Here is an 18,422-nt window from a genome sequence, read left to right as displayed (position 1 = left end):
GGAGGTAGAAGCATGGCTAAAATTACTGTGGGAACCGAAAATCAAGCACCAATTGAGATATATTATGAGGATCATGGCACAGGAAAACCAGTTGTACTAATTCATGGTTGGCCGTTAAGTGGTCGATCTTGGGAATACCAAGTTCCAGCTCTTGTTGAGGCTGGATACAGAGTTATAACGTATGATCGTCGAGGGTTTGGAAAATCATCTCAGCCGTGGGAAGGGTATGAATATGATACCTTTACTTCTGATTTACATCAACTATTAGAACATTTAGAGCTTCAAAATGTCACACTTGTTGGTTTTTCTATGGGTGGAGGCGAGGTAGCCCGGTACATTAGTACGTATGGAACAGATCGTATTGAAAAGGCTGTTTTTGCTGGAGCAGTTCCTCCATATTTATACAAATCAGAGGAACATCCTGAAGGGGCATTAGATGATGCTACAATTGAAGCATTCAAAAGTGGTGTGATAAATGACCGCCTTGCATTTCTTGATGAATTTACTAAGGGATTTTTCGCGGCTGGTAATCGAACAGATTTAGTTAGTGAACCATTCCGTTTATATAATTGGGATATTGCAGCCGGTGCATCACCTAAAGGAACACTTGATTGTATTACCGCCTTTAGTAAGACAGATTTTAGAAAAGACTTGGAGAAGTTTAATATACCTACTCTTATTATTCACGGTGATTCTGATGCAACTGTACCATATGAATATAGTGGGAAATTAACACATGAAGCAATTCCTAATTCTAAAGTAGCCTTAATAAAAGGCGGTCCACATGGGCTAAATGCAACGCATGCTAAAGAATTTAATGAAGCACTCCTATTATTTTTAAAGGACTGATTACAACTATATAATTGTTAATTGATAAATTATAAACAAGTAAAAATAAATCTAAAAAAAGATGCTCTTGGATAAATCCAGGAGCATCTTTTTAAATGGTGATATTGAGATGTTAGGCTGATAAATATCCATTAATTTTGGATTGAATATTCTTCTTAACAGCTAAAATGTATTGATTAGAGTTTTTTAGATTTCTTAGAAGTATTGTTATTTTACTATCAAGATAATATTTTGAATAATCCTCAAAACAAAGAAATGTACATTTTTTTTGAGGAAGAAATATCTTGTCAGAAAACAATAAAATCTTATTAATTTTTATAATTGGTAGAATTTTTATGGAAATAATTCTCTCAATATATTAAAATAACATCGTATTATGTCAGATTTTAATTAGGGGAGAGAAATTTTATGTTGAAAAAAATCATTCCAGTTGCTTTAGCATTAAGTACAGTTACTTTTACTAGTGTATTTGCTGCACCTTCAATCCAAGCGAATACAGAACAAAACCGCTACATAGATGTACAAATGCTCGGTATTAACGATTTTCATGGGCAACTAGACACTGTAAAAAAAATTAACAATAAAGATGCAGGGGGAATTGAGTACTTAGGGGCTTATTTACGTGATCGTGAAAAACAAAATCCAAATACATTAAAGGTACATGCTGGAGATGTTGTTGGAGCAAGTACTCCTGTTTCAGCATTATTACAAGACGAACCTACAATTGAATTTCTAAATGATTTGAAATTCGATGTTGGAACGATAGGAAATCATGAATTTGATGAAGGTGTTGAGGAAATGCATCGCCTTATTTATGGTGGATACCATGAGAAAACAGGTAATTTTAAAGGAGCAAAATTCCCATATGTTGCTGCGAATTTCTATAATAAATCCACCGGTCGTTTATTTTTACCACCATTCACTATAAAAAAGGTACAAGGAGTTCCTGTTGGCTTTATCGGAGTCGTAACAACGGATGTTCCTAACCTTGTTATGCCTACTATGCTAAAGAATGTAGAAATTACAGATGAAGTTGAAGCTATTAACAAATCCGTAAAGCAATTAAAAAAACTAGGCGTTAAATCTATCGTTGTTCTTGCACATAACGGAGGTACAACAGATGGGAACGGCGTAACAAATGGTGATATCGTCCGATTAGCAAATGAGACTGATCCAGAAGTCGATGTTATTTTTGGTGGGCATAGCCACACTTATGTAAATGGAACTGTTAATAATAAACTTGTCGTACAAGCAAATTCTTATGGTATGGCTTTTGCTGATGTTGATGTAAAGATTGATCGTAAGACACAAGATATTGTTGAGAAAAAAGCAGAAATTGTTACAACTTACCATGAAGGCATGGAGCCTGATAAAAGAATAAAGAAGAAGATGGAGAAATATCAAGCAAAAATCGCGCCTCTTGTTAATGAAGTTGTAGGTAAGTCTATTGCTCCACTAGATCGCAAACAAAATATGGCTGGTGAATCTACTCTTGGAAATTTAGTTGCTGATGCCCAGCGTGCAACAATGCAATCCCAAATTGCACTTATGAATCCTGGTGGTATTCGTAATGACTTAGATGCTGGTGATATTACATGGGGAGAGATATATGGTATTCAACCATTCGGAAATCAATTAATAAAAGTAAATTTAACAGGTCAAGACATTCGTGATATTTTAAATCAACAATGGCAAAAAGATATAACAAGAATGCTTCAAATTTCAGGGATCCAATACACTTGGGATGCGAACAAGCCTAATGGAGAAAAAGTAACAAGTATTCGCTTAACAAATGGAGAAGAAATTACTCCATCTAAAACTTACAGCGTCGTTGCTAACGCATTTCTAGCTTCAGGTGGAGATGGGTTTGTATCCTTTAAAAACGGTAAAGATGCTGAAACAGGACCAACTGATTTTGAAGCATTAGTAGATTATATAAAAAAATCAAAAGAACCAATTCAGTCTATTATTGATGGAAGAATTCAAAAAATAAATTAGTCTTTTATTAATCTCAAAAACAACTAGATTATCTGTGCGCTATACTTTTTAGTGTACAGGTAATCTATTTTTTTGATTTGAAATAGTCTAACTGTGGCCAATGCGTATACTGTCTAGATACAGAGTGCCGAAAAAAATGAAGTGAACAAAAAATAACCCCTAAATTAACTCTATGATAAAGAGACTACAAACAATCAAAATTTGGAACTTCATATTAACCATATATTAACTACGTTAATAATACATACTGAAATTGAATACTTTAGATAACATCATTTATAACGAATATCTATACATTATGATGTTATGAAATAAGGAGTTTACACTACAATGGATTGAAGCTTATGTAGTTTTATATTCGTATAAGTGAATTAAGAATTTCTTAAGAACCTATTAAGAAATAAGTGAGTTTTAGGAACTAGAATAAATGTATCTGAACAGTAATAAGAAAATGAATGTTTTAAATGGAAGTTGGCAGAGTATGTCAAAAATCTATAAGTAAATATTTCAGGAGGTTTTTTATGAAAAAGAAAATAATTATTGCAATTGTTGCTTCTGCTATAACAATGACTCATTTTGTAGGAAATACTTATGCAGATTCGAAAACAAAGGTTTCTGTTACAGCTCCCTACAATACAAATCAAATAGCAAAATGGTTAGAGGCACATGCAAAGCCTTTAAAAACAACTAATCCAACTGCACCTCTTAATGATTTGAAACCACTTAAGAATATGGTAGGTTCAGCTTCAATTGTAGGTCTAGGTGAAGCTACGCATGGGGCTCATGAAGTTTTTACGATGAAACACCGTATTGTTAATTATTTAGTATCTGAAAAGGGCTTTACCAATCTAGTTTTAGAAGAGGGATGGGACAGGGCCTTGGAACTTGATCGATATGTTCTTACTGGTAAGGGAAACCCAAGCCAACATCTAACACCTGTATTTAAGACGAAAGAAATGCTAGATTTACTTGATTGGATTCGGCAATATAATGCTAATCCAAAACATAAATCTAAAGTACGTATCATCGGGATGGACATTCAATCAGTAAACGAGAATGTTTATAATAATATAATAGAATATATTAAAGCGAACAATTCAAAACTATTGCCTAGAGTAGAAGAGCAGATAAAAGGTCTTATTCCTGTAACAAAGGATATGAATGCTTTTGAAAGCCTTACGAAAGAAGAAAAAGAAAAGTATATTTCAGATGCTAAACAAATTAGTGCTTTATTAGAAGAAAATAAAAGTTATTTAAATGGAAAATCTAAAGAGTTTGCATGGATAAAACAAAATGCTCGTATTATTGAACAGTTTACTACAATGTTAGCGTCACCTCCTGATAAACCATCGGATTTTTATTTGAAACATGATATTGCAATGTATGAAAATGCGAAGTGGACCGAAGAACATTTAGGAAAAACCATTGTATGGGGACATAATGGACACGTTTCGAAAACAAATATGCTTTCTTTTATATACCCTAAAGTAGCTGGGCAGCATTTAGCAGAATATTACGGAAAACGGTACGTATCTATTGGAACGTCAGTTTATGAAGGACAATACAATGTCAAGAATAGCAATGGTGAATTCGGCCCATACGGAACATTAAAATCGGATGATCCAAACAGTTATAACTACATTTTTGGACAGGTGAAAAAAGATCAATTTTTTATTGATTTACGTAAGGCGAACGGCGTGACAAAAACTTGGTTAAACGAACAACATCCAATTTTCGCTGGAATAACTACCGAAGGGCCTGATATACCAAAAACTATTGATATATCATTAGGTAAAGCGTTTGATATACTTGTTCAAATTCAAAAAGTGAGTCCATCTCAACTACATTAATAAATTTAGAATAATGTGCCTTAATGACAACTTGAGAAGTGTTTCATATAATACTATGAAATTTGTTTTATATAGTAAGAAGAATAATCGTATTAGAAAAAATCAGCAATTTAACCTGTTAAGAGTAAAATGAATCTTCAATATGTAAAGCGCAAAAAACACTGAAGCGAAAAGCATCGGTGTTTTTTGCGCTTTCGGGCACAGATGCTACTTCAACCCTAGTGTACAAGTGATTTTGAATGTAAGGAATTTGTAAGGAATAGGTAAGAAAAAAGAGATTTTCATTGTGTAGGATAAAAATATAAGGAGGCGTGAAGGGGGGAACAATTACGGCCTACATATAAAACAAACAATCAGTAACAAGAGTGTTTTGTGAAAATAATGAGTACAATGATTGCAAATGCATTGTTGCCTTTTCATCATTTGGAGAATGGATAGCTGTGTGGTTCGTATATGACACTTCTATCAACTATCTATACAATTTTAATAGAAGAGAGGAATTCTTTATGAAAACACGCAGTAAAATTACATGTGCAAGTCTAGCACTTTTAATAGGTGGAAGTTCCCTGTTATACATAACACCAACATCAGTTGTAAAAGCAGAACCTACGCAAAATGTATCTAGTTCGTTACAAACAAGTACGCAAAGCGATCGTACTTCCGTTAATAAAGCAATACGAGATGAACTGCAACTTGGATACCCGGGAATACTCGCTCAAATTTCTAAGGGTGGTAAAACTTGGAGTTATACGGCTGGGATAGCGGATCTGAGAACTAAGAAACCAATGAAAGCAGATTTTCGCTTTCGCATTGGCAGTGTGACGAAAACGTTCATTGCAACAGTTCTACTTCAATTATCTGGAGAGAACCGTTTGAATCTAGACGACTCCATTGAAAAATGGTTACCTGGCGTTATTCAAGGAAACGGATATGATGGTAACCAGATTACTATCCGTCAAATATTGAATCATACAAGTGGTATTGCTGATTATATAAATTCAAAAGACTTCGATATTATGGATACAAAAAAATCGTATACGGCTGAAGAATTCGTCAAAATGGGGATTTCTCTTCCCCCAGATTTTGCACCAGGAAAGGGTTGGTCTTATTCAAACACAGGTTACGTATTACTGGGGATTCTTATTGAAAAAGTAACTGGCAACAGTTATGCGGAAGAGGTTGAAAACCGAATTATTGAACCGCTTGATTTGTCAAATACATTTCTACCTGGTAATTCAAGCGTGATTCCAGGCACCAAGCATGCCCGTGGCTATTTGCAACTAGACGGAGCGAGTGAGCTAAAAGACGTTACTTATATTAACCCAGGTAGCTCGGATGGAGATATGATTTCTACTGCTGACGATTTAAACAAATTCTTCTCTTACTTACTAGGTGGTAAATTACTGAAGGAACAGCAGTTAAAACAAATGCTTACTACAGTTCCTACAAATAGAGAGGGAACCGGATATGGTCTTGGAATCCTTGAAATTAAGCTTCCGAATGGTGTCTCGGTATGGGGACACAGAGGTGGCGTTCTAGGGTTTTCTACTTTTGCTGGTGGAACACTTGGAGGCAAACATACACTTGCTATCAATTCGAACAGTTTTAAGATTAATAATCCAGAGTCTTTTAAAAACGTTTTAATTGCTGAATTTAGCAAGTAGGCAAAAAGGAAAACTGGATACATTTATCATTTGTAATTTTAATCGGAATAGATTACCGATTAAAATTAGTATAGAGGGAATTAAGTATCTAGAAACAATCAATCCGATAATGAGAGATGGCTAAGTAAAAGGATTGGTTTATATATTGTATTCTCTCCAGCCGATTAAAGAAGTAACAGATATAATGAGTGATTATTATGTATATATTATTGTAGTCGTGTTTGTATCGTCACTGATTATAAATTTGTATAAGGTGCGAAGTCTAATTTAAGACTTCGCACCTTTGCTGTTTAACAGCTTTTATTACTAAGCTATTAATAATAGCAAAAAGGAGAATGTAACTAGTTATGCAGATAAATCTTGGCACAGGCGCTATGTAGGGGATTTTGCTGAAAATAAATTTAGAAGAATATATGAATTAGAGACATGAAAGTTGAAGTGAATTTTAGTAGTTTTTATGTTTATCAGTTACTTGAAATTCTAGCTGTTTTGTATACAGAGTTTTCCCACCGTGATTGATAGCGCGTAAATATCATTCTTAATTATATGTAGTATGCATTGAGTGAGATTTTTTAGAACTAAATACAGTGTCATCTCCTAATGGTGAAAACAGTATTTGAATATTGTAGGGCTCTTAAGTATTTTTAGGTTTTTAAAGCCCGGTCATTTTAACCAAAATTTTCATAGAAATACCTTTAAAAAGAACATTAGTTCGGATATAATAAGAACAAATGTTCTTTTTGTTAGGAGTGATAACCTTGTATGATTATTCTCTTTTACCGAACCGTATTATTCTTTGTGTAGACCTTCGTAGCTTTTATGCAAGCGTATCATGTATTAAAAAAGGACTTGATCCAAGATATACAAAATTGGCTGTCGTAGGGGATGTGAATCAGAGCGGATCAATTGTATTAGCAGCAACACCGCCATTAAAAGCGTTAGGAATAAAGAAGATGGCTCGTTTGTACGAAATACCGAAGCGACCAGATATTATTATTGTGAATCCAATTATGCATACGTATATGAAGTGTTCAACTTTCATAACGGGTTTGGCTTTGCAATATGTCGCACCGGAAGATTTTCATCAATATAGTATCGATGAATTTTTTATGGATATGACTGCAAGTATTCATTTGTTTGCCAGTAATCCGCGCGAATTCGCATTAAAGTTTAAGCGAGAAATATATGAACGTACAAGGATTGAAAGTACGATTGGTATTGGGCCTAATTTATTATTAAGTAAAGTAGCGATGGATGTGGAAGCGAAAAAGAATAGGGATGGAATAGCGCAGTGGACGTATGACGATATACCCGAGAAGTTATGGAGTATTAGACCGCTCAGTAAATTTTGGGGTATATCGTATAAAACAGAAATGAAATTGAATCGAAAAGGTATACATACCATTGGAGAATTAGCTCAGTATCCTTTGAAATATTTAAAGCAATCATTCGGTGTAATAGGAGAAGAATTACATCTACATAGTAACGGAATTGATTTTAGTAGAATAGCAGAAAAATATGTTCCAGCGACAACATCTATAGCGAAAAGCCAAATATTATTGCGTGATTATTCGGTAGAAGAGTTCATAGTTATTTTATTAGAGCATATAGAAGAAGTTTGTTATAGATTGAGACGAGAAAAGAAATGCGTGCAAACAATTCATTTTTCAGTTGGATATAGCAAGGAATACGGTGGGGGAATAAAAAAGGCACATACGTTAAATCGAGCAACAAACTTAACGATGGATATTTATAATGTTTGTACATATTTTTTATATGAACGCCATACAGGAGAGCCGATTCGATCAGTAAGTGTTTCATTAACAAACCTTATTAATGAAGGGGAAGAGCAAATTTCGCTTTTCGATAACATTATACAAAGAGAAAAAGAAATACGATTAACGAAAGTTATGGACGAAATTCGAACACGATTTGGTAAGAACAGTATTTTACGTGGGATTTCTTACACAAGCGTCGCAACAGCAAGATATAGAAACACATTATTAGGAGGGCACAAATCGTGAAGAATGCTAATATGCCAAAAGGAAGAGGTATGGTAAAGTGGCAACCGTTTGCCAGTATGCCGGAGCAGTTCGCAGTTATTAAAGAAATGATAAAGGAGCAAACGAAAGCCTCGCGTCCAATTGTAACGCAAGATGCAAAAGAAATGATTGAAAATAAGCTATTAACTTCATTTTTAGGTGAGGAAGAGGTTTTACTTACATATTATAAAGATGGTTATCTATATAAAAATTACATAACAGTCGTGGATATTAATCCATTAAATGAGACGATTACTTGTACAGATGCTTTTCATAATCAAAGACTGTTTAAGTTTGGTGATGTAATTGAAGTGAATTAGAGGGGGAAATAGAAGTGATGACATCTTCCTAACTTAATTATATCATGTAATTTACGTTCGAAATAGACTGTTTCTTCTCATTTACTACTGTTACAATCAAGAACACATGAATAGTAAGGAGAGGTGCCAAATGAGTTCTTTCGTTCTCGATTTTCAGGAAATAGAAAAAACGCAGCTTTTTCTCGTTGGTGGAAAAGGATTGAATTTAGGGGAGTTATCCAATATTCAAGGGATACAAGTGCCAGAAGGATTTTGTGTTACAACGGTAGGGTATGAACAGGCCATCGGAAAAAATGGAGCGTTTAAAACTTTATTGAATCAATTAGCAATGCTAAAAATTGAGGAACGAGATCAAATTGGTGAAATTAGTAAGAAGATTAGAGAAGTCATTATGGCGGTGGAAATTCCAGTTGATGTAGTGGAATCAGTAGTGTATTATCTCTCGCACTTTGGCGATGAACATGCGTATGCAGTACGTTCGAGTGCTACTGCTGAAGATTTACCGTATGCCTCGTTTGCTGGTCAACAAGATACGTATTTAAATATTATTGGAAAAGAAAATATTTTGCAGCATATTAAAAAATGCTGGGCTTCTTTATTTACAGATCGAGCGGTTATATACCGAATGCAAAACGGTTTTGATCATAATCAAGTTTCTATATGTGTTGTCGTTCAAAAAATGGTTTTCCCTGAGGCTTCAGGGATTTTATTTACTGCGGATCCGATTACTTCGAATAGGAAGGTGTTATCAATCGATGCCAGCTTTGGACTTGGCGAGGCGCTAGTATCTGGATTGGTTTCTGCCGATAATTATAAGGTAAAAGAAGACGAAATCGTCGAAAAGGTTATCGCAACGAAAAAATTAGCTATCTATGGACGAAAAGAAGGCGGAACAGAGACAAAGAAAATTTCTCCTAATCAGCAAAAAGTTCAAACACTTACTGAACAACAAATTTTACAACTAGCACGCATCGGAAGACAAATCGAAGCTTATTTTGGTTGTCCGCAAGATATTGAATGGTGCTTAGTTGATGATACAATTTATATAGTCCAAAGCAGACCGATTACGACTTTATATCCAATTCCAGAAGTAAATGATGGGGAAAATCACGTGTATGTATCGGTTGGTCACCAGCAAATGATGACTGATCCTTTGAAGCCATTAGGAATGTCTTTATTTCAGTTAACATCTTTCGGACCAAGGTTTCAAGCTGGGGGAAGGCTGTTTGTTGATGTTGCACAAAGATTGGCTTCACCTGCAAGTAGGGAGTTTTTATTAAATACAATAGGTGAGTCGGAGCCGCTTATTAAAGATGCATTAATGGCTGTAATAGAGCGAGATAATTTTATCAAATTGTTACCGGATGATGAAAAAGAAAATAGTAAGAGAATGCCGCCTGCAGGCTCACAACCACAAATCGAAAATGATCCAGCAATCGTTACGGATTTAATAAAGAATAGTGAAGCATCGATCGAAGAATTAAAACAAAACATTCAAATGAAATCAGGATCAGATGTACTTAGTTTTATTTTAGAAGATATCCAGCAATTAAAGAAAATATTATTTCATCCGCAAAGTATGGCTGTAATTATGGCAGGTATGAATGCTTTATCATGGATCAATGAAAAAATAGAACAATGGCTAGGGGAAAAGAATGCAGCAGATGTACTTTCACAATCTGTACAACATAATATTACGTCAGAAATGGGGCTAGCGTTATTGGATGTGGCAGATGTGATCCGGCCGTATCCGGAAGTCATTGCGTATTTACAGCATGTAGAAGATGACAGATTTTTAGATGAATTAATTCAGTTTAAAGGCGGGGAAAAAGTTCGGGATGCAATCGATGCCTTTCTAAATAAATATGGAATGAGATGCAGCGGAGAAATTGACATTACGAAAACTCGCTGGAGTGAACAGCCAGCTACAATTATACCGATGATTTTAAATCATATAAGGGACTTTGAATATGGTGCTAGTAAACGGAAGTTTGAAGAAGGGCTGCAGGAAGCTTTGAAAAAAGAAGCAGAGCTGTTAGAGCGATTGCAGCACTTGCCGGATGGGGAACAAAAAGTAGAAGAGACGAAGAGAATGATTTGTAACCTCCGCAATTTCATCGGTTATCGTGAATATCCGAAATACGGCATGATTCATCGTTATTTCATATATAAGCAGGCATTACTGAAAGAAGCAGAGAAACTTGTGAAAAATAATGTTCTGGATGAAATAGAAGATATATACTATCTAACTTTTGAAGAACTTCACGAAGTCGTCCGCACAAATAAACTAGATTACAAGATTATTCATAAACAAAAAAATGCGTACAAATTATATGAAAAACTAACACCTCCGCGTGTTATCACGTCTGATGGAGAAATCATTACAGGTAAGTACAAACGTGAAAATCTCCCGGCTGAAGCAATTGTAGGTTTGCCTGTTTCTTCTGGAGTGGTTGAGGGGAGAGCACGCGTTATTTTAAATATGGAAGACGCGAATTTGGAAGATGGAGATATATTAGTTACGGCATTTACCGATCCTGGGTGGACACCTTTGTTTGTTTCTATAAAAGGGTTAGTCACTGAAGTCGGCGGGCTTATGACGCACGGAGCAGTGATTGCACGTGAGTATGGCCTGCCAGCAGTTGTTGGAGTAGAGAACGCTACGAAACTAATAAAAGATGGGCAACGAATTCGGGTACATGGAACAGAAGGGTATATTGAAGTGCTGTAATTAAGTAAAAGAACATTCACTATTATAGTGGATGTTCTTTTACTATATAGCTGGTTTATTTCTTTAAACCAGCTGCATAAAAAGGTCCATGAACTGCAATAGTTGATAAAAAGCGAGCAATCTCCTCAGGTGTTTCTTTTTGTCCATTATTTAACCATTGCTGGATGACACCTATATGTGCAGATGCCATATAAGAAGTTAAGTATTCGCTTGGAACAAGTAAATTCTCCTTATTAATGAGAGGACCATTCGTATCTTCAAATAATGTTTTCCACATAAAGTCTTTCAGTTTTGTTTGGAAAGATAAATCTCCTTTCGGACTTAGTACAGCTTTCATAAAATCACTATTTTCATTTAGAAATTCAAGAATAGAAGTGATAAGTATAAATGGCATTGTTGGAGAAGGATTTGATCCAAGGTCAGCAATAACTTCCGGGAGTTTCTGTTTAGCAATGTTAGAAAACTCATACATAATGTCTTCTTGGCATTTTGTCATTAAATCAAATTTATCTTGATAGTGCGCATAAAAAGTACCGCGATTAATATTTGCTTTCGTTGTAATATCTTTCACTGTAATTGCGTCAAAACCCTTTTCTTCAATTAGCTCCACCAATGCATTTCGTATGGCAGTTTTCGTACGAATAACACGCAAATCTAAATTACTATCGCGCAACGCATGTCCCTCCTTAATTTTACTCAACACATTTAGAAAATGTGTCTTATAACCGACACATTCACGATTTTTGATTATTGTATAAGGTTCAACTCGAACATATAATTCAAAATATAAATAAACAACACGTTGTTGATTATTATAAATCAAATTAAAGGAGGAGAAAAGAAGATGTTTAAAAATAAACTTTTATTGTTATCACCAGTTATTGCACTACTTGTTGTTTTTGTTTTTTCATTAACGTTATTTCCAACTGTTCAACCGCAGCCGAAAAACTTGCCAATTGCAATTGTAAATGAGGATCAAGGTATAGAAATTCCGAATCAATCGAAAATGAATATGGGGCAAATAATTGTTGATATGGTGAAAAAATCATCGAAATCAGATGAAGAACCTGCGGTAAAGTGGGTAGAAGTGAAAAATAAGGAAGCAGTTCAAAAAGGGTTAAATAATAAAGAGTATTATGCAGCGTTAGTCATTCCGAAAGAATTTAGCGCAAAGCAAGCGTCATTACGAACACTACAGCCATCTTCACCAGAGATAGAAATATATATTAATCAAGGAATGAATACGGTTGCATCAACTATGGCAGGGCAAATATTAAATGGTGTAGTTGATAATATGAACAATAATGTCCGTACGCAAATATTAGAAGGGTTGAAAGCAAAAGGAGCTACTGTAACAACAGATCAAGTTGCGAAATTAGTAACACCTATTGTAAAGAACGTGAAAAATGTGAATGAGGTTGGCAAAAATAGTGCGAACGGTAACTCACCAATATCATTGTTCCAGCCGTTATGGATTGCAAGTTTAGCTAGTGCAGCGATTATTTTTATTGCGATTAGTAAAATGCCAGTAAGCTCAAGAAAAGAAAACTTTCTGTTAAAAGTAAAACAAATCGTAACAGGAGCTATTGCGACACTTGTAATTGGATTTGGTCTTACATGGATTGCAGATGGGATAGTAGGATTAAATATTTCGAACTTCACGGATACAGCTCTATTCTTATCCATTACTTCTTTTAGTTTCTTCTTAATGATATCTGCGGTACTTTCATTAGTTGGGCTAAAAGGAATCGGTTTATTCGCTTTATTACTATTCTTCGGGGCGCCGTTATTATCGTTAGCACCTGAGATGTTGTCTCCGTTTTATCAAGACTGGGTTTACTCATGGTTACCAATGAAATTTATGATTGAAGGCCTAAGAGAAATCTTCTTCTTCGGAAAAGGGTTAAGCTGGAATACACCTGTTACTGTACTCGTTTGGATTGGTATAGTAAGTATGGTTACTATATTAGCAACTGCATTCAAACGTAGTGTAGTAAAAGGGCATAAAACAGAATTGAAAGCTTAAAAAAAAGCCGTTTCACTAATTAGTGAAACGGCTTTTTTGTGATGAAATCTAAAAGCTGAAGAATGAGTATCTGCTGTTGTCGCCTTAGAATTAAGTCGGAATCTCTAAAGATCGCGTACGTTCCAAACAATTTCACCACGTTCGTCATCCCACGTACTGTGATGCCGCTTAAATCCTATCTTTTCTAGTACCCGGAGGGAAGCGATATTCCAAGCGCCTACAGTCGACCAAAGTCTTTGGCGTCCAGTAGCAATCGCCGCGTCCAGCACAACAGATGCCGCCTCAGTCGCATAACCTTTACCATGAGCGCTGCGGAACAACTCGTATGCAATCTCTGGCTCTTCAAGTGTGGAACGTCCAATAATTAAGCCACAGTATCCGATGAAATCACCTTCATTGCGCCTTCGAATAGTGAGAAGGGAAATGCCATTTTCCTCTGTCTTCTTGCGCATCTCAATGAGCCGGTTACGAACGGAATCAACGGCTGGAATGTCCACACCACGTTCGCCAATTAATTTGCTCAGCCAAACGGAATCGGATTCCTCCCACATACTAAGCTCAAGTCTTTCGGTTTTCAGCTGGAAGGCCATAGGTTTAAATAAAGATGGCATAGTGGTACCTCCTAGTTATATGATTGGATTCATAATAGCTTCGCATCTCAACACCACATCTGGTTGGAAACCTGATTCATTCGCGAATTTATAGCAACAGCGTACAAAAAAATAGTGATATTTTATCCGCTATTTGCCGTGTAGTAAAATCCCCACTGATTATAGTTTCACTTTATGAATAAGCAATTCCTTTACAAAATAGACCCTTTTCTCAAACTTTACTTTCAATCTAAAGTTGTCCCGTTATATACACAGGCTCCTACCATTTCTAAATGCATAAAATGTTAAGCGAAAGTATGGAGGGATACGATGTATAATTCGAATTATTATGATTGGTATAGACAAAATGATAAGTTGATTAGTGATATTGAAAAAGCTATAAACGGAGAGTATAGCGCTATAAGCTGCTATGCAAAATTAGCGAATATGGCTCCAAATCAAGTAGAACAAAAACAAATTCTTGAAATTCGTAATGATGAAATAAAGCATTTCCAAAACTTTGTACAAATTTATACGAACTTAACTGGTAGGCAGCCAAAACCACAAATTACTGAAGACTGCCCAAATACGTATTTACAAGGATTAGAGTTCGCTATACAAGATGAACAAAAAACAGTAGATTTTTATTTGGAAATTTCAGATGAGACATCGGATGCACATTTGAAAGAGTTGTTACGGAGAATAGCTGCGGATGAACAAAATCATGCAGTATGGTTTTTATATTACTTCGTGAAGTCGAAGTGAGCATTAAGAATGAACGACTGCTGTGGTGCATATATTAAAAAATATTTTAAAACGTAGTGCAACAATTGAATGAAATATTTAAATGTAAGCAGAAGGAAACCGTTTCGCTAGTAGTGGAGCGGTTTTTTTGATGTACATATGTATCGACAAAATATAGTAATTACATTTCATATATAATGTATGAAACGAAAATGAATAAGTTAGGAGCAAGCATATGAAAAGAGGGATTACGGTAGATATTCTAGATGGATATGATAATTTACTTTGGAAAGTATTAAAGCCAATTGATATTACTGTATTTGATTGGCAAGTCATGGGAAGGGAGGAAGCTTATATAATAATAGGGGATGAATTAGGTCCAGAATTATTTTCAGAAGATAAAGAGATCATGGAAGGATCAGAATTAAAAAAGCTAATAAAAGATAACATATATTATCTTTTATTTTTAGATCTAAAACCATGTCCAAAAGGAGAGGTAATAGGAGAAATTGCAACATTTGAAGAATTTAAGGAGAGTAAGTGTGAAGTAGTCGTATTAGTAGCGGATGGTGAGTATATACAAATTTATGCGAAAAACCAAGAAGAGATTGAAATGATGTATGAAAACGCAGTGAATCAAGGATTTTATGTAGAATATATTACAGATGAAAATGATGGAAGGACTCGTTTGTCAGTATGGTAGCAATTTGAAAGGGGAAAGGCAATATGGAGAGAAATATAAGTAAAGAATATGCAATTCGAATTGCTACTGAAAATGAAAGTGATAGTATTATCCTTTTATTAAAAGAGGTAGCACAATGGCTACAATATAAAAAAGTGGATCAGTGGCAGTATCTTTTAGGAGAGGAAGCTACGGCTGAAATACTAGAATGTATAAGAGAGAAATATACATATGTTGTTCTGAAAGAAGCTGAAATAGTTGGTACGGTTACAGTTTCTCCTAAACAAAATGAATGGGATGAACATATTTTTGGTAAAGAGGAAGTTTCTAATTCATTATATATTCATAGATTTGCGGTGAAACGGAAGTATAAGGGATATGGAATAGGAGAATGGATTTTACGTTGGGTAGAAGAGAATGTGCAATGTGATAAAGAGTATTTGAAGTTAGATTGCGTGGGGCATAATTGTACGTTGAATGATTTTTATAAGAAAAATAGTTTTGAATATGTTGGAAGTACGGATGGGCTTAGTAAGTTTCAAAAGAAAAGGAGAGTGTGAATGCATCCAATTAACGTAAGTTTAGTTGAAAAGTTAATACAGGAACATTTTCCTAAATGGGCCCATTTAGAAGTGAAACCTGTAAAGTTTAGTGGGCATGATAATAGGACGTTTCACTTAGGGGATGAGATGAGTGTAAGATTGCCAAGTGATGTGGCATATGCACCGCAAGTAGAGAAAGAAAATAGTTGGCTTCCTATATTAAATAAGGGGCTTTCTTTACCGATTTCTACCCCACTTGCGAAAGGAAATCCGTCTGAAGCGTATCCATTGCCTTGGTCTATTAATAAGTGGATAGAGGGAGAAACAGTTACGAAACAAAACGTTCGGGATTTAAATGAATTTGCGGCGGACTTAGGATCTTTTTTAGTAGAATTGCAATCTATTAATGCGAGTAACGGACCTTTAGCTGGAACACATAATTTTTACAGGGGCGGACTTATATCTGTATATGATGAAGAGGCGAGAGTTGCTATTGAAAATAATAAGGATGTTTTTGACGAGGCATTATTAAAGCACCTTTGGAATTTAGCACTTAGTTCAACATGGGATCGTAAGCCAGTTTGGGTTCATGGAGATGTAGCACCAGGGAATTTACTCGTTAAAGATGGAAAGCTTTGTGCTGTAATTGATTTTGGTATTTTAGGTGTAGGAGATCCTGCTTGTGATGCAGCGATGGCGTGGACGTTTTTTGATGAAAATAGTAGAAATGTATTTAAAGAAGTATTACGCATGGATGAAGAGACGTGGAATAGAGCGAGAGGATGGGCACTTTGGAAGGCGATAATTACATATGATGCGAATAGGGATAGTAATGAAAAAGTAGCAGAAGAATCGTATCGTATCATTCAAGTGATTGTGGATGATTATGAGAGGTAATAGAAAAGCCTATTTTAAAATAGGCTTTTTCATATGATTAAATAGTAGAAATGGAAAGAAGGAATATAACATAATTATACAGAATATTTAGATAATAGGAGGTGTCGAATTTTGAGTGAAATTGAATTAAAGAGTAATGTAATTAAGACAGGGCGAGAGAAGGGGATTATTCTTCGGTTTATACTTGCTAGTCTTGTTGGAGTGTTTATGTTTTTCGTTCCTGTTACGATAAACGGTGCATCGTCTATTATGATTGATCATATCGTATCGTGGATTAGGGCTTCCGTTCCTGGCATAGTACCTTATTATGCATTATTTGTTATGGCAATTGGTGCGATTTATCCATTTTATACGAAGAAATGGAATGCATCTATAGTAGACATTTGTTTTTCTATTTTAAAAGTAGTTGGCGTTGTTTTTGGTATATTATATTGTTTAAAAGTAGGACCAGCTTGGTTCTTTGCGCCAGATGTTGGGCCGTTTTTGTATGAGAAGCTAGTCATATCAGTAAGTTTGCTCGTTCCGATTGGCTCGGCGTTTTTAGCGTTATTAGTCGGATATGGATTGCTTGAATTTATCGGTACATTTTGTCGTCCGATTATGAGGCCATTATGGAATACGCCGGGGAGATCGGCGATTGATGCAGTTGCGTCCTTCGTTGGAAGTTATTCGCTTGCCCTTCTTATTACGAACCGCGTGTATAAAGAAGGAAAGTATACGACAAAAGAAGCGGCGATTATCGCTACAGGATTTTCTACAGTATCCGCTACATTTATGATCATCATCGCAAAAACATTAGATATTATGCATTTATGGAATGTTTATTTTTGGACTACACTTGTTGTAACATTCATCGTGACTGCTATCACCGTAAGAATCCCACCCCTTAGTAGAAAACCAGATACATATGTAACAGAAGAAGGGTTTCCAGAGCCTGTTTATAAAGAGAAAATGTTAGAACGTGCTTGGGAAGATGCGTTAGAAGTATCAAAGTCTGCACCGAGCATTATGAAAAATATTGCAGTGAATTTAAAAGACGGATTTATTATGACAATGGGAATTTTACCATCCATTATGTCAGTAGGATTAATTGGTATCGTCTTAGCGAAGTTCACGCCAATATTTGATTGGATTAGTTATATTTTCTATCCGTTTACATGGCTATTACAATTACCGGAAGCAGACTTAGCTGCTAAAGCGGCATCCGTTGGTATTGCAGAAATGTTTTTACCGTCTCTTTTAGTTGTAAGTGCACCACTTGTGACAAAGTTTGTCATTGCGGTTGTTTCGGTATCATCTATACTGTTTTTCTCTGCGTCCATTCCTTGTATATTATCAACAGATATTCCGTTAAAAGTATCTGAACTTATTATTCTGTATGTGCAGAGAACGATTTTAACGTTGCTTATCATTACGCCGATTGCTTATTTGTTGCTTTGAAGTTTTAATAAGATAAAGTTAAACAAAAGAAGCCGTCTGTAAATGAA

At 35.3% G+C, this 18,422-nt stretch carries 15 protein-coding genes; 13 read left to right on the top strand and 2 right to left on the bottom strand.

Going from position 1 to position 18,422, the window contains the following annotated elements; all coding sequences use genetic code 11:
• Positions 1-12 precede the first annotated feature (12 nt).
• The 7 genes from N2V79_RS15010 (at position 13) to ppsA (ending at position 11,454) form a co-directional block, all read left to right on the top strand.
• Positions 13-849, top strand: coding sequence for a bromoperoxidase (locus N2V79_RS15010; RefSeq protein WP_098841665.1), 837 nt, complete (start codon positions 13-15; stop codon positions 847-849).
• Positions 850-1,257: 408 nt separating this feature from the next.
• Positions 1,258-2,847: a bifunctional metallophosphatase/5'-nucleotidase gene (locus N2V79_RS15005; RefSeq protein WP_069355877.1), complete on the top strand. Its 1,590-nt coding sequence runs from the start codon at positions 1,258-1,260 to the stop codon at positions 2,845-2,847.
• Between the two features lie 521 nt (positions 2,848-3,368).
• Positions 3,369-4,697, top strand: coding sequence for an erythromycin esterase family protein (locus N2V79_RS15000; RefSeq protein WP_000726839.1), 1,329 nt, complete (start codon positions 3,369-3,371; stop codon positions 4,695-4,697).
• A gap of 506 nt (positions 4,698-5,203) precedes the next feature.
• Positions 5,204-6,361 carry a serine hydrolase domain-containing protein gene (locus N2V79_RS14995; protein ID WP_340720009.1) on the top strand — a complete coding sequence of 386 codons (1,158 nt, stop codon included), beginning with the start codon at positions 5,204-5,206 and terminating at the stop codon, positions 6,359-6,361.
• 758 nt (positions 6,362-7,119) lie between these two features.
• Positions 7,120-8,385 carry a Y-family DNA polymerase gene (locus N2V79_RS14990; protein WP_340720008.1) on the top strand — a complete coding sequence of 422 codons (1,266 nt, stop codon included), beginning with the start codon at positions 7,120-7,122 and terminating at the stop codon, positions 8,383-8,385.
• Positions 8,382-8,723 (top strand): YolD-like family protein, encoded by a 342-nt coding sequence (locus N2V79_RS14985; protein ID WP_016081061.1) that lies wholly within the window; start codon positions 8,382-8,384, stop codon positions 8,721-8,723. Before N2V79_RS14990 ends, N2V79_RS14985 begins: the two co-directional genes overlap by 4 nt.
• A gap of 130 nt (positions 8,724-8,853) precedes the next feature.
• Entirely contained in the window at positions 8,854-11,454 is a 2,601-nt protein-coding gene (gene ppsA / locus N2V79_RS14980; RefSeq protein WP_340720007.1) for a phosphoenolpyruvate synthase, read from the top strand.
• 55 nt (positions 11,455-11,509) lie between these two features.
• On the opposite strand, the gene N2V79_RS14975 is transcribed toward ppsA, so the two are convergent.
• Positions 11,510-12,127, bottom strand: coding sequence for a TetR/AcrR family transcriptional regulator (locus N2V79_RS14975; RefSeq protein WP_340720006.1), 618 nt, complete (start codon positions 12,125-12,127; stop codon positions 11,510-11,512).
• A gap of 171 nt (positions 12,128-12,298) precedes the next feature.
• Between N2V79_RS14975 and N2V79_RS14970 the strand changes: the two genes are divergently transcribed.
• Positions 12,299-13,480 (top strand): YhgE/Pip domain-containing protein, encoded by a 1,182-nt coding sequence (locus tag N2V79_RS14970; RefSeq protein ID WP_340720005.1) that lies wholly within the window; start codon positions 12,299-12,301, stop codon positions 13,478-13,480.
• Positions 13,481-13,584: 104 nt separating this feature from the next.
• On the opposite strand, the gene N2V79_RS14965 is transcribed toward N2V79_RS14970, so the two are convergent.
• Positions 13,585-14,091 (bottom strand): GNAT family N-acetyltransferase, encoded by a 507-nt coding sequence (locus N2V79_RS14965; protein ID WP_001139521.1) that lies wholly within the window; start codon positions 14,089-14,091, stop codon positions 13,585-13,587.
• 309 nt (positions 14,092-14,400) lie between these two features.
• Between N2V79_RS14965 and N2V79_RS14960 the strand changes: the two genes are divergently transcribed.
• The 5 genes from N2V79_RS14960 (at position 14,401) to N2V79_RS14940 (ending at position 18,375) form a co-directional block, all read left to right on the top strand.
• Entirely contained in the window at positions 14,401-14,835 is a 435-nt protein-coding gene (locus N2V79_RS14960) for a ferritin-like domain-containing protein (protein ID WP_000282835.1), read from the top strand.
• A gap of 214 nt (positions 14,836-15,049) precedes the next feature.
• Entirely contained in the window at positions 15,050-15,517 is a 468-nt protein-coding gene (locus N2V79_RS14955; RefSeq protein WP_340720004.1) for a DUF2691 family protein, read from the top strand.
• 23 nt (positions 15,518-15,540) lie between these two features.
• On the top strand, positions 15,541-16,056 hold the full coding sequence (locus tag N2V79_RS14950) for a GNAT family N-acetyltransferase (protein WP_340720003.1): 516 nt from the start codon (positions 15,541-15,543) through the stop codon (positions 16,054-16,056).
• On the top strand, positions 16,057-16,935 hold the full coding sequence (locus N2V79_RS14945) for an aminoglycoside phosphotransferase family protein (RefSeq protein ID WP_340720002.1): 879 nt from the start codon (positions 16,057-16,059) through the stop codon (positions 16,933-16,935).
• A gap of 111 nt (positions 16,936-17,046) precedes the next feature.
• Positions 17,047-18,375, top strand: coding sequence for a YjiH family protein (locus N2V79_RS14940; RefSeq protein WP_063547798.1), 1,329 nt, complete (start codon positions 17,047-17,049; stop codon positions 18,373-18,375).
• Positions 18,376-18,422: the final 47 nt, after the last annotated feature.

This window comes from Bacillus sp. CH_70 (genome assembly GCF_038007045.1).
Classification (GTDB): domain Bacteria; phylum Bacillota; class Bacilli; order Bacillales; family Bacillaceae_G; genus Bacillus_A; species Bacillus_A cereus.
This window is presented reverse-complemented; position numbering and strand designations above follow the sequence as displayed.